The organism is Brenneria tiliae, from assembly GCF_023347575.1.
Taxonomy (GTDB): Bacteria; Pseudomonadota; Gammaproteobacteria; order Enterobacterales; family Enterobacteriaceae; genus Brenneria; species Brenneria corticis.
This window is the reverse complement of sequence record NZ_JAKPCB010000085.1, coordinates 22,281-36,168: the sequence shown is the minus strand read 5'-3', so window position 1 is coordinate 36,168 and position 13,888 is coordinate 22,281. Positions and strand designations below refer to the sequence as shown.

Sequence of the window (13,888 nt, the reverse complement as noted above, 5' to 3'; positions counted from 1 at the left end):
CCCCGCTTTCGCGGAGAGGAATCTACCCAACAGCGGTACATTACCTCAGAAACAGGCCTAAATCTGCGAATAGCATTCCTGATTTCAATTAGAGCACCTGACTCTTTGCATTTTTCAGATTAAAACGAGTTATCTCACGTAGAACCGTTTTTAAGAATGCGGATATGAGCAAACAACCTTGTATATATATCTTGACCAACAAGCCTTATGGCTCACTTTATATCGGTGTAAGTAGTCATTTGACCAAACGGATATGGCAACACAAAAATCGCATTACTGGTGGGTTCACTCAAAAATATCACTTACATATGCTGGTCTATTACGAATATTTTGAGGATATGAATAATGCCATTTTGCGAGAAAAACAGATGAAAAAGTGGAAAAGAGCCTGGAAAATCAGGTTGATTGAAAGCATAAATCCCCGCTGGGACGATCTATATCATCATCTTATTTGAAACCTTTTCCGTTATTCCTGCGCACAAAAACACCAGATGTGTTTTTGATACCGCCTGCGGCGACCTGTAGGGCGAGTCCCAGGAATGGATGAGTAAGAGGGCGTTTTTTGTACCCAGTCGCCAGCAAATGCAGGTCCCTGCCTACAGACGCAGGGACGACGGAGAGGAGGCAGGGACGACGGAGAGGAGGTGGGGATGACGGAGAGGAAGCGGGGACGACGGAGCGGAAACGCCGCCTTCCCCATCCGTCGTTCCTGCGAAAGCAGGAATCTCTGGTACTTCGAGCCACCAGTGGAAGCAGGTCCCTGCCTACAGACGCAGGGACGACGGAGAGGAGGTTGGGACGACGGAGAGGAGGTTGGGACGACGGAGAGGAGGCGGGGACGACGGAAATGGGGATGCGGTTTAAGCATCCATAGCCAAGTTACTCTCCCCCACCCAACTCCGTCATCAACGACGCTACAGCGCCCGGAAAGAAATCTCGGTTGGAATAATCTCGCCCTGCCAGTAAAGCTGCGCCGCGACCTGCCCGGCCAGCTCGCGGTATAATGAGGTAAATTCACTGTCGGGATGGCTGACCACCGTCGGTTCGCCGCGATCCAGATCCTCGCGCAGCGAAATATGCAGCGGCAATTGTCCCAGCAGCGCGCAGTGGTATTTCTCCGCCAGCCGCTGCGCGCCGCCGGCGCCGAAAATCGGCTCCAGATGGCCGCAATGGCTGCAAATATGGACGCTCATGTTTTCCACGATGCCGAGAACCGGCACGCTGACTTTCTCAAACATGGCGATACCCTTCATGGCATCCATCAGGGCGATATCCTGCGGCGTGGTCACCACCACCGCGCCGGTGACCGGAATACTCTGCGCCAGCGTCAACTGGATATCCCCGGTGCCCGGCGGCATATCCAGCACCAGATAATCCAGGTCCGGCCAGAGGGTGTCCTGCAACAGCTGCAACAGCGCTTTACTGGCCATCGGCCCGCGCCACACCATGGCGTTATCATCGGTGACCAGATAGCCAATGGAATTGGTCGCCAGTCCGTGCGCCATAATCGGCGCCATATGCTGACCGTCCGGCGAGGTGGGCCGCTCGCTCGCCGCGCCCAGCATGGTCGGAATCGACGGCCCGTAGATATCGGCGTCCAGAATGCCGACGTTGGCGCCTTCCGCGGCCAGCGCCAGCGCCATATTCACCGCGGTACTGGATTTGCCGACGCCGCCCTTGCCGGAGCTGACCGCGATGATATTCTTCACCCCTTTTATCCCGGCCTGATCGTTCACCCGTCGCAAGGTGGCGATACTGTGCGTCAAACGCCACTCCAGCGCTTTCGCCCCGGACAGGCGCAGCAGCTCATCGCTTACCGCTTCTTTTAACGCTTCCAGACCGCTCAGCCAGGCAAACGGCATGGTCAGTTCAATATGCAGCACATCGTCCAGCAGCGCGCAGTGGTGCAGCGCATGCAGCGTGGTCAGATTATTTTTCAACGTCGGGTGCTGAAAAGTCGACAGAACCCCGGTAACCAGGGCACGCAGAGCGTCCGGACGCCGATCGGGGAGTTTAGAGTTCATTCCGGCTCCTTGAATTTTTCATTATTTAACCGATAGAAAACGGTTATAGCATACCAGAAGGAGACCCCGACATTCATACTGAATCATCCGCCCGGCCATATCCCTGCGGAAAGGATTTAGGCGAGGCAGCGGTTTACGCAGCAAGGCGCTATCGGTTAACATCAACTTCCCTCTATCACAAAAGAAAGCAAGTTCCTCATGACTCAAGTCGCAAAGAAAATATTGGTAACGTGCGCGCTGCCTTATGCCAACGGTTCGATCCACCTCGGTCATATGCTTGAACACATTCAGGCGGATATCTGGGTTCGGTACCAGCGAATGCGCGACAACCAGGTTTACTTTATCTGTGCGGACGATGCCCACGGCACGCCGATCATGCTGAAAGCCCAGCAGATGGGGATCGCCCCCGAGCAGATGATTGCGGCGATAGGTCAGGAACATCAGCAGGATTTCGCCGGCTTCAACATCAGCTACGACAATTATCACTCCACGCACAGTGAAGAAAACCGCGAGCTGTCCAGCCTGATTTATCGCCGGCTGAAGGAGAACGGTTTTATTAAAAACCGCACCATCTCGCAGCTTTACGATCCGGAAAAAGGCATGTTCCTGCCGGACCGTTTCGTCAAGGGCACCTGCCCGAGATGTAAAGCGGCCGATCAGTATGGCGATAACTGTGAAGTCTGCGGGGCGACCTACAGCCCGACCGAACTTATCGATCCGAAGTCGGCCGTGTCGGGCGCCACGCCGGTGATGCGCGAATCCGAGCATTTCTTTTTCGACTTGCCCGCCTTCAGCGACATGCTGCAAGCCTGGACGCGCTCCGGCGCGCTGCAGGAGCAGGTAGCCAATAAGATGCAGGAGTGGTTCGACGCCGGCCTGCAACAGTGGGATATTTCCCGCGACGCCCCTTACTTCGGCTTTGAAGTCCCGGACGCGCCGGGCAAATATTTCTACGTCTGGCTGGATGCGCCAATCGGCTACATGGGCTCATTCAAAAATCTGTGCGATAAGCGCGGCGATATCGATTTCGATGAGTTCTGGCGCCAGGGTTCCACCGCCGAGCTGTATCACTTTATCGGTAAAGACATTGTTTATTTCCACAGCCTGTTTTGGCCCGCCATGCTGGAAGGCAGTAATTTCCGTAAACCCACCAACCTGTTTGTCCACGGTTATGTGACGGTCAACGGCGCCAAGATGTCAAAATCGCGCGGCACCTTTATCAAGGCCGATACCTACCTCAAGCATCTGGATGCGGACTGCCTGCGCTATTACTACGCGGCCAAGCTCTCTTCGCGCATCGACGACATCGATCTTAATCTGGAAGACTTCGTTCAGCGCGTGAACGCCGATATCGTCAACAAGCTGGTCAATCTGGCCTCCCGTAACGCCGGTTTTATCAACAAGCGTTTCGACGGCAGGCTGGCCGATAAGCTGGCCGACGCGGAGCTGTATAAAACCTTTACCGACGCCGCCGCCAGCATTGCCGACGCCTTTAATCAGCGTGAGTCCGGCCGGGCAATCCGCGAGGTGATGGCGCTGGCCGATCTGGCCAACCGTTACGTCGACGAGCAGGCGCCGTGGGTGGTGGCGAAAGAGGAAGGCCGCGACGCCGACCTGCAGGCCATCTGCTCCATGGGCATCAACCTGTTCCGCGTGCTGATGACCTACCTGAAACCGGTGCTGCCGTCGCTGGCTGAGCGGGCGGAGTCTTTCCTGAACCAGGAACTGCGTTGGAATGAGATCGCCGTGCCGTTGCTGGGCCATCGCATCAACGCCTTCAAGGCGCTGTTCAACCGCATCGATGTGGATAAAGTCAACGATATGGTGAACGCCTCCAAAGAGGACATGACGGCGACAAAAACCGCTTCCGGCCCGCTGGCGGAGACACCGGTGCAGGAAACCATCGGCTTTGACGACTTTGACAAGGTGGATATGCGTATCGCCCTGATCAAACAGGCCGAGTTGGTTGACGGCTCCGATAAGCTACTGCGTCTTACGCTGGATCTGGGCGGTGAAACCCGCCAGGTATTCTCCGGCATCCGTACCGCTTATCCCGATCCGTCGGTGCTGGAAGGGCGGCTGACCGTAATGGTCGCCAACCTGGCGCCGCGCAAAATGCGCTTTGGCCTATCCGAAGGAATGGTGATGGCGGCGGGCCCCGGCGGGAAAGATATCTTCCTGCTCAGCCCGGACAGCGGGGCGCAACCCGGTATGCAGGTTAAATAATCTCGCTCTCAGGCCGAACATCCGTTCGGCCTGCTATTTTCGCCGCTTTTCCCGCTTGCCGTCCGCCGTTTTTCCTTGCCCGTTTCGTTACCACTATCGAACCCTAATTCAACACATATTTAACCCCTCGCCGTATAAAACGTGATACAGCGCACACAATTCATACCTATCAAGGGCTAATCAGATACTTTAAATACTTAAATTTTGATTTCGCGCAAAACCCACATTTTTTGTATTGTTAAATTGCCCGTAACAATAATGATACATAATAATTATAGGGAAGCTAATGAACCTGAACCGAAGAGGTTTCTTTAAAGTTTGCGCGGGCGGGATGGCCGGGACCACGCTGGCAATGCTGGGTTTCACTCCTACGGAAGCAATGGCGTCAGTACGTCAATACAAACTGTTACGAGCAAAAGAAACACGCAATAACTGTACTTACTGTTCCGTTGGCTGCGGCGTCCTGATGTATAGCCTGGGGGACGGCGCCAAAAACGCCAAACCCTCCATTTTCCATATTGAAGGCGACGCCGACCATCCGGTCAGCCGCGGGTCCTTATGCCCGAAAGGCGCCGGCCTGGTGGACTACATTCACAGCGAAAACCGTCTGCAATATCCCGAGTACCGAGCGCCCGGCTCGGACAAGTGGCAGCGTATCACTTGGGATGAGGCCATCGACCGCATCGCCCGGCTGATGAAGGCCGACCGCGACGCCAACTTTGAGCGCACCAACGCCCAGGGCGTCACCGTTAACCGCTGGCTGACCACCGGAATGCTCTGCTCCTCCGCCGCCAGCAATGAAACCGGGATCCTCGATCAAAAATTCGTGCGCTCGCTGGGCATGGTCGCCATTGATTGCCAGGCGCGTCTGTGTCATGGACCGACCGTCGCCGCACTGGCGCCGACCTTCGGTCGCGGCGCCATGACCAATAACTGGGTCGATATCAAAAACGCCGATGTGGTCATCGTCATGGGCGGCAACCCGGCGGAAGCGCACCCCGTGGGCTTCAAATGGGCGGTGGAAGCAAAAACGCACAACAACGCCAAGCTGATCGTCGTCGATCCGCGCTTTAACCGCTCCGCCGCGGTGGCCGATCTCTACGCCCCTATCCGCGCCGGGTCCGATGCCGCCTTCCTGCTGGGCATCGTCAATTACCTTATCACCCACGATAAAATTCACCGCGAATATGTGGTGTCCTATACCAGCGCCAGCCTGATCGTGCGCGATGATTTCAGTTTCGACGAAGGCCTGTTCAGCGGTTATAACCCACAGACGCGCCAGTACGATAAATCCAGCTGGCAATACGAACTGGACGCCTCCGGCTTCGCCAAACGCGACGTCACCCTGTCTCACCCGCGCTGCGTGTGGAATCTGCTGAAAAAACACGTCGCGCGCTATACCCCGGAAATGGTGACGTCGCTGTGCGGAACGCCGGCCGGGGATTATGAAGAAATTTGCCGTACGCTGGCCGAAACCTGCGTACCGGACAAAACCACTACTTTTATGTATGCGCTGGGCTGGACCCACCATACCAACGGGGCGCAGATTATCCGCGCCGCGGCGATTATCCAACTGCTGCTGGGGAATATCGGCATGTCCGGCGGCGGCATCAACGCCCTGCGCGGCCACTCCAATATTCAGGGCTATACCGACCTCGGCCTGCTGACCACCAACCTGCCCGGCTATATGCCGCTGCCGTCGGAAAAACAAATCGATTTGCCAACCTATCTGGGGCAAATCACGCCCACCGCGCTGCTGCCCGATCAGGTGAATTACTTCAAAAACACGCCGAAATTCTTTATCAGCATGATGAAGAGCTTCTACGGAGAAAACGCGCAGGCGTCGAATAATTGGGGCTTTGACTGGCTGCCGAAATGGGATCGCAGCTACGACATCATGGCGCAGACCGAGCTGATGATGGAGGGCAAAATAAATGGCTATATCGTTCAGGGCTTTAATCCCATCGCCGCCTTCGCCGATAAAAACAAGGCCACCGCCGCGCTGTCCAAACTGAAATTTATGGTGATCATCGACCCGCTGGCGACCGAGACGTCCACCTTCTGGCAGAACCACGGCGAATTCAACGACGTCGCTCCCCAATCGATCCAGACCGAAGTGTTCCGCCTGCCCTCTTCCTGCTTTGCCGAAGAAAACGGCTCCATCGCCAACTCCGGCCGCTGGCTGCAATGGCACTGGGCGGCGGCCGAGCCGCCGGGAGAAGCGCTGCACGACGGCAAGATCCTCGGCAAGCTGCTGATGCGCTTGCGCGAGCTCTACCGCGAAGAAGGCGGGGCTTATCCCGATCCATTGATGAACATCAACTGGAACTATCAGGACCCGGAAGATCCGACCCCCGAGGAGATCGCGCGCGAAGGGAACGGGATGGCGCTGGCCGATATCTATGACGACAGCGGTAAACTTATCCTGCAAAAAGGCCAGCAGCTCGCCGACTTCTCCCAGCTGCGCGACGACGGCACCACCGCCAGTTTCTGCTGGATTTACGCCGGCAGCTGGACCGAAGCCGGCAACCAGATGGATAAGCGCGATAACGCCGACGCCGGTCTGGGCTGCACGCCGAACTGGTCGTGGGCATGGCCGCAAAACCGCCGCATCCTGTACAACCGCGCCTCCGCCGACCTGCAGGGAAAACCGTGGGACGGCAAGCGTAAGCTGCTGGAGTGGAACGGTAAGAAATGGCACGGCATCGATATCCCCGACTTCGCCGCCACCGTCCCGCCGGGCAAAGATACCGGACCGTTTATTATGCTGCCGGAAGGCCTCGCCCGACTGTTCTCGGTGGACAAACTGGTGGACGGTCCGTTCCCTGAGCATTATGAACCGATTGAAACGCCGTTGGACTCCAATCCGCTGCATCCGTCCGTGGTTTCCAGCCCGGCGGCGCGGCTGTTCGCCCGCGATGCGCAAACCATGGGGTCGGCGAAAGATTTCCCTTACGTCGCCACCACCTACTCGATTACCGAACTGTTCCGCCACTGGACCAAACACGCCAGGCTGAACGCCATCGTGCAGCCGGAGCAATTTATCGAAATCGGCGAAAACCTGGCGCAGCACAAAGGCATCAAGGCCGGCGACGAAGTCAGGGTTTCCTGCCGGCGCGGCTATATCAAGGCGAAAGCCGTGGTCACCAAGCGCATCAAAACGCTGAACATTGCCGGCCGGCCGGTAGAAACCGTTGGTATTCCTTGCCACTGGGGCTTTGAGGGCGCGACCCGCAAAGGCTTCCTGGCTAATACACTCACCCCCAGCGTCGGTGACGCTAATACACAAACGCCTGAATATAAAGCGTTTCTGGTTAACATAGAGAAGGTGTAAAGGTAGCCAACCATGTCAATGCAATCTCAAGATATTATTAAACGTTCGGCCACCAATGACTTTACACCGCCTCCACAGGTGCGCAGCGATAAAAGCGAAGTGGCCAAACTTATCGACGTCACCACCTGTATCGGCTGCAAAGCCTGCCAGGTGGCCTGCTCCGAATGGAACGATATCCGCGATGAGGTGGGCCATAACGCCGGGGTCTACGATAACCCCGCCGACCTGAGCGCCAAGTCCTGGACGCTGATGCGCTTTTCCGAAGTGGAGGAAAACGACCGCCTGGAGTGGCTGATCCGCAAGGACGGCTGTATGCACTGCAGCGACCCCGGCTGCCTGAAAGCCTGCCCGTCCGCCGGGGCAATCATTCAGTACGCCAACGGCATCGTCGATTTTCAGTCGGAAAACTGCATCGGCTGCGGCTACTGTATCGCCGGCTGCCCGTTTGATATCCCGCGGCTGAATAAAGACGATAACCGCGTCTATAAATGCACCCTGTGCGTCGACCGCGTCAGCGTCGGGCAAGAGCCGGCGTGCGTGAAAACCTGCCCGACCGGCGCCATCCGTTTCGGCACCAAGGCGGAAATGAAACACCTTGCCGAAGAGCGGCTTATCGACCTGAAAAAACGCGGCTACGCCCAGGCCGGCCTTTACGATCCACAGGGCGTCGGCGGCACCCACGTCATGTACGTGCTGCACCACGCGGACCGGCCGTCGCTGTATCACAACCTGCCTGACAACCCGCAAATCTCCACGCCGGTGGATCTGTGGAAAGGCATTCTGAAACCATTATCGGCGCTCGGGTTCGTCGCGACGTTTGCCGGATTAATCTTCCACTATGTGGGCATCGGCCCCAATACCGAAGAAATAGAGCACGAAAATGAGGAAGGGGACAAACATGAGTAAACAGAAAATGATTTTGCGCACCAAATTCATTGACCGCATCTGTCACTGGATTGTCGTCATCAGTTTTTTTCTGGTCTCACTGTCCGGAATCGCCTTGTTTTTCCCGACATTGCAGTGGCTGACGCAAACATTCGGCACGCCGCAGATGGGGCGTATCATGCACCCGATTTTCGGCGTGCTGATCGTTATCTGCCTGATCCCGATGTTTATCCGTTTTGTCGGCCATAATATTCCGCAACTGCGCGATATCCCCTGGTTTCTCAATATCATCGAGGTGCTGAAAGGCAACGAGCACGAAGTGGCGGACGTGGGCAAATACAACCCCGGCCAGAAAATGATGTTCTGGAGCATTATGGGGCTGACGCTGGTACTGCTGATTACCGGCATCATTATGTGGCGGCCCTATTTCGCCCATCTGTTTCCCATTGACGTGGTGCGCTACGCCATCCTGATTCACGCCACCGCGGCGATCGTGCTGATCCACGCCATCCTGATCCATATGTATATGGCGTTTTGGGTCAAGGGATCGATCAAGGGCATGATTGAAGGGAAGGTTTCCGAGAAGTGGGCGAGAAAGCACCATCCGCGCTGGGCGCGCAGCCTGAAAGAGAAAGAGGCGAAGAAGTAACCGGGCTGCGATAAATCCCGATGCCTCTTTTCCGTCGTCCCTGCGCAGGCAGGGACCTTCAGGCGCGACAATGCAGAAACAGCGCTCCCCCAAACAAACCAACGGTTATAACTTACGCCCAAAAGTCATAACGCCGCCCCATTCCTCCCCTATAACATAGCGGTTATGATGCGCTATCGTCGCGGAACAGACATCCAGACATAAAGACAGCTATAAAACTGTCGCCCACTGCCAACACAATATAATGCTGATACACCATGGAGCCGATAAATGAAAAAATTTACCCCTGCACTGCTCGCGCTGAGTCTGGCGACCGCTTTCCCGGTATTCGCCGCCGAGACCGCCGCCATTGCGCCACTCCCGCAGGCGCTGGCGCAGCATGACGGCCCGGTGCGTATCGCGGTTATTCGTAATCTGGGGTCTGACGACAACACCACGCAGTTTATTTCCGGCGTGCTCGAAGAGGGCAAAAAGCTGGGCTTCAAGGTCAGCACCTTTCTGAGCAACGGCGATGACGCCCGCTTTCAGGATTTCGTCAATCAGGCCATCAGCCAGAAATACGACGGCATCATTCTGTCCCAGGGACGCGACCCCTACTCCACCGATTTAATCAAACGCATCGTCGACAGCGGCATCGCGGTTTCGGTGTTTGATACCGCCGTCAACGGCGAAATCCCCGGCGTGACCGTCTCTCAGCAGGATGACGCTTCCCTCACCCACGGGTCGTTCGGTCAGTTGGTCAAGGACTTCAACGGCAAGGCCAATATCATCAAACTCTGGGTAGCCGGTTTCCCGCCGATGGAACGCCGCCAGCTCGCCTATCAGCAGCTCCTTAAGGAAAATCCCGGCATCAAAGAGCTGGAATCCATCGGCGCGGTATCATCTGACGTGCAGGGCGACACCGCCAACAAGGTCGGCGCGGTGCTGGCGAAATACCCGAAAGGCAAGATTGACGCCATCTGGGGCTCATGGGACGCATTCACCCAGGGGGCTTATAAGGCGCTGAAAGAAAACGGCCGCACCGAAATCAAAATCTACAGTATTGATATCTCGAATCAGGACCTGCAGCTGATGCGCGAAGCCAACAGTCCGTGGAAAGTGAGCGTGGCGGTCGATCCCAAACTGATCGGCAAAGTCAACCTGCGCCTGGTGGCCAATAAAATCGCCGGTGAACCGACGCCGGCCACCTATGAATTCAAAGCCGCGGTGATCCCGCAGGCGCTGTTAGCCAGCCAGCCGGGACCGGTAAACGTGGCCGGACTGAGTAAAATCATTCCCGGCTGGGGCCAGACCGATGATTTTATCGCCCCGTGGTTCGCCACGCTGGAAGCCCAGGCCAAGGCTAAATAACAACGGAGACAACCGATGGCATCACAACCCCTGCCGACGCCGGACTACAGCCGCAATATGCGGCTGATCGGACACAGCGACCAGGGCGGCAGACCCGATGGCGTGCAAGTCATGGTCCATCGCGGCTACGCCTATATCGGACATATGGTTTCACAGGGCGTATCCATCGTCGACGTCCGTGATGCCAAAAATCCCCGGCCGGCCGGCTTTATCGCCGCGCCGCCCGGAACCTGGAACATACACCTGCAGGCGCACGATGATTTACTGCTGGTGGTCAACGCGCGGGATCTGTTCGCGGATGCCAGCTTCGCCGAAGAGAAAGTTTACTACACCCGTTCGGTCGCCGAGACGGTAAGCACCAAACAGCAGGGCAAAAGCTGGAGCGCCGGGCTGCGCATCTTTGATATTTCCACGCCGGATACGCCGCGCGAAATCAGCTTTCTGCCGCTGGACGGCATCGGCATCCACCGTATCTGGTACGTCGGCGGCCGCTGGGCCTATGTTTCCGCGCTGCTGGACGGCTACAGCGACTACATTTTCCTCACCATCGACCTGGCCGATCCGCGCCGTCCGGAGGTCGCCGGGCGCTACTGGTTGCCCGGCATGCATACCGCCGGCGGCGAAACCGCGGACTGGCCGCAAGGAAAGCGCTATGCGCTGCACCATGCCATCGTCAGCGGCGATACCGCCTACGGCAGCTGGCGCGACGGCGGATTAACACTGCTGGACGTCAGCGATCGCCGTCATCCCAAGCTTATCAGCCACCGCAACTGGAGCCCGCCATTCGGCGGCGGAACGCATACCGCGCTGCCGTTGCCCGATCGCGACCTGCTTATCGTGCTGGACGAAGCTGTGCTGGACAATCAGGAAGACGGCGAGAAGCTTATCTGGGTATTTGATATTCGGGAACCGCGCAATCCGGTCAGCATCGCCACTTTCCCGCAGCCCAACGAAACGGATTATGTGAAAAAAGGCGCCCATTTCGGTCCGCATAACCTGCACGAAAACCGGCCGGGGAGTTTTATCAGCTCATCGCTGATTTTCGCCACCTATCAGAACGCCGGCGTCCGGGCTTACGATATCAGCAACCCTTATCAGCCGAAGGAAACCGGCGCGCTGGTGCCGGCGGCGCCGCAGAAAATGGTCGACAAACGTCCCGGCCGGCCGCGGGTGATCCAGTCCTGCGATGTGTTTGTCGATGCCGAGGGAATTATCTATAGCACCGACTACAACGCGGGCCTGTCGATCATCGAGTATCGCGGCTGACCGGACGACTTCGGATAGCGGCTTTGTCGGATACCGCAGAGCGGTAAGAAGAGGATCCCCGCCTGCGCGGGGATGACGGCGTTAATATTCACAGGAAATGACCGGTGATAATATTTGCACGAGATGACCGGTGATACTCTTCGCTGCGGACGACATGATTGCCATTGGACTCAGCCCAGCGCCAGAATGCTGACCCACATCGGCCCCTGCCCTACCGCATAACGCGCCAGCGGCTGTAATGCGCCGTCCGCGGCGTTAATACGATATACCTCGATATGCCGGGATTTCTGTCCGGCGGAAATCAGGAATTCACCGCGATGGTCAATATTGAAACCGCGCGGCTGCGTCTCCGTCGGCTGATGGCCGCTTAATGACAGCACGCTGCCGTCCTCCGATACCTGGAAAATGCTTAACAGGCTGGCGGTGCGATCGCTGGTGTAAAGAAAGCGGCCGTCCGGCGTAATATGGATATCCGCCGCCCAGCGCGTATCGGCAAAATCGGCGGGCATGGCATCCAGCGTCTGAACCCGGCGCGGCTTGCCGTCCGGCGCGTTAAGCTGGTAAACATCCACCGAGCTGTTCAGCTCGTTCACGCAGTAGACGAAACGCTGATTGGGATGGAACGCCATATGACGCGGGCCGGCGCCGGCGACGGTGGTCAAATCCGCCGGCTGATGCGCGCTCAGTTCGCCCGCGGCGCTCAAATCATACAGACGAATGCGATCTTCTTTCAGACAGGGCGCCCACACCAGCGTATTGGTCGGATCGATATTGGTGGAATGGCAACCTTCCAGACCGTCCAACTGCTGGATCGGCGCGCCTGCCAGACCGTTTTCATCGATCGGACTGACGCTGACGCTGGCGCCGCTGTAGGAGGCGCTGAACAGGAAACGCCCCTGGCGATCGGTAGATAGGTGCGTGGGGCTGCCGGGTAACGGCGCCGACCCGGCCTCAGTCAACAGGCCTTTATTATCAATACGGTAACTGATAACGCGAAACGCCGGGCGCACGCCCACGTATAGATGACGCCTATCGGGCGCAATCACCATCGGCTGTACCTGTCCGGGCGCTTCAACCACCTGTAATAACGTCAGTTCGCCCTGGGCGCCAAGTTGCCATACATGGATCTGCTGACTCTCCGGACTGGCGACATAAACTACTTGCTGCATCCTATTCTCCTTTACATTCATGCGAATTTTACTGCTCAGGCATACGTAGAATTTTTATCAAAAGCAGAGATGAGTCATCTTTCTCATATTTTGCGCAACCTGACTTACGGTGTACCATCATTGCCCATACCTTTATTCTACAACCACTTTACGAGACTACTATGGCCTATCGTGTAATTGCGCTCGATCTCGACGGAACGCTTCTGGATCGACAGAAAAGAATCTTGCCGGAATCACTTGCCGCATTAGCGCTGGCGCGCCAGCAAGGCATCAAAGTGGTTATCGTTACCGGCCGCCATCATTCGGCGATCCATCCTTTTTACCAGGCGCTGCAACTCGATACCCCCGCCATCTGCTGCAACGGGACCTACGTGTACGACTATCTGTCTGGTCAGGCGTCTCATACCAGCCCGCTCTCCGCCGATCAGGCGCGAAGCGTACTGGCGCTGCTGCAAAAATTCGCCATCCACGGCCTGATGTACGCCGATGACGCCATGTATTACCAGCATCCGACCGGACATGTTACCCGCACCCAGGCCTGGGCCGCTTCACTGCCGGAACTGCAACGCCCGTCGTTCATACAGGTCGGTGATTTGGCGCAACAGGCGGATTTATCGCACGCCATCTGGAAGTTCGCCACCCACCACGCGGATATCCCTACCTTAAACGATTTCTCCGGCACCGTGGAGCAGGAACTCGGTTTAGCCTGCGAGTGGTCGTGGCAGGATCAGGTGGATATCGCGCAAACCGGCAATAGCAAAGGTAAGCTGCTGCGCCAATGGGTTGAAGAGCAAGGCATGCGCATGCAGGAGGTTGTCGCCTTTGGCGATAACTTTAACGATCTCAGCATGCTTAAGAGCGCCGGGCTCGGCGTGGCGATGGGCAACAGCGCGGATGAAATCAAAGCCTGCGCCGATCTGGTTATCGGCCATAACGAAGAGCCCGGCATCGCCGAGGTGATCCGCAGCAGGGTGTTGAGATAAAA

At 57.0% G+C, this 13,888-nt stretch carries 10 protein-coding genes; 8 read left to right on the top strand and 2 right to left on the bottom strand.

All coding sequences use genetic code 11. From position 1 onward, the window contains the following. Nucleotides 1-164: 164 nt before the first annotated feature. Nucleotides 165-455, top strand: coding sequence for a GIY-YIG nuclease family protein (locus MFP24_RS02160; protein ID WP_249228965.1), 291 nt, complete (start codon nucleotides 165-167; stop codon nucleotides 453-455). A gap of 459 nt (nucleotides 456-914) precedes the next feature. Here MFP24_RS02160 and apbC read toward each other — a convergent pair whose 3' ends face one another. After that, nucleotides 915-2,024, bottom strand: a complete 1,110-nt coding sequence (gene apbC / locus MFP24_RS02155) for an iron-sulfur cluster carrier protein ApbC (RefSeq protein WP_249228964.1) — start codon at nucleotides 2,022-2,024, stop codon at nucleotides 915-917. A gap of 198 nt (nucleotides 2,025-2,222) precedes the next feature. On the opposite strand from apbC, the gene metG reads away from it, so the two are divergent. From metG to MFP24_RS02125, 6 genes are all read left to right on the top strand, one after another. Continuing rightward, nucleotides 2,223-4,250, top strand: a complete 2,028-nt coding sequence (gene metG / locus MFP24_RS02150) for a methionine--tRNA ligase (protein ID WP_249228963.1) — start codon at nucleotides 2,223-2,225, stop codon at nucleotides 4,248-4,250. A gap of 286 nt (nucleotides 4,251-4,536) precedes the next feature. Next, nucleotides 4,537-7,584 (top strand): formate dehydrogenase-N subunit alpha, encoded by a 3,048-nt coding sequence (gene fdnG / locus MFP24_RS02145; RefSeq protein WP_249228962.1) that lies wholly within the window; start codon nucleotides 4,537-4,539, stop codon nucleotides 7,582-7,584. A gap of 12 nt (nucleotides 7,585-7,596) precedes the next feature. Next, nucleotides 7,597-8,490, top strand: coding sequence for a formate dehydrogenase subunit beta (fdxH, locus tag MFP24_RS02140; protein ID WP_249228961.1), 894 nt, complete (start codon nucleotides 7,597-7,599; stop codon nucleotides 8,488-8,490). Then, the gene (fdnI, locus tag MFP24_RS02135; RefSeq protein WP_249228960.1) at nucleotides 8,483-9,118 is read left to right on the top strand and encodes a formate dehydrogenase-N subunit gamma; all 636 of its coding nucleotides are present in this window, start codon (nucleotides 8,483-8,485) and stop codon (nucleotides 9,116-9,118) included. Before fdxH ends, fdnI begins: the two co-directional genes overlap by 8 nt. 270 nt (nucleotides 9,119-9,388) lie before the next feature. Then, nucleotides 9,389-10,468 (top strand): sugar ABC transporter substrate-binding protein, encoded by a 1,080-nt coding sequence (locus tag MFP24_RS02130; RefSeq protein WP_249228959.1) that lies wholly within the window; start codon nucleotides 9,389-9,391, stop codon nucleotides 10,466-10,468. Between the two features lie 15 nt (nucleotides 10,469-10,483). Further along, nucleotides 10,484-11,734 (top strand): LVIVD repeat-containing protein, encoded by a 1,251-nt coding sequence (locus MFP24_RS02125; protein WP_249228958.1) that lies wholly within the window; start codon nucleotides 10,484-10,486, stop codon nucleotides 11,732-11,734. Between the two features lie 170 nt (nucleotides 11,735-11,904). On the opposite strand, the gene pgl is transcribed toward MFP24_RS02125, so the two are convergent. Beyond that, nucleotides 11,905-12,903, bottom strand: coding sequence for a 6-phosphogluconolactonase (pgl, locus tag MFP24_RS02120; RefSeq protein WP_249228957.1), 999 nt, complete (start codon nucleotides 12,901-12,903; stop codon nucleotides 11,905-11,907). A 161-nt stretch (nucleotides 12,904-13,064) separates the two neighbouring features. Here pgl and MFP24_RS02115 point away from each other — a divergent pair, with 161 nt between their 5' ends. Continuing rightward, nucleotides 13,065-13,886: a pyridoxal phosphatase gene (locus tag MFP24_RS02115; protein ID WP_249228956.1), complete on the top strand. Its 822-nt coding sequence runs from the start codon at nucleotides 13,065-13,067 to the stop codon at nucleotides 13,884-13,886. The last annotated feature ends 2 nt before the right edge of the window (nucleotides 13,887-13,888 follow it).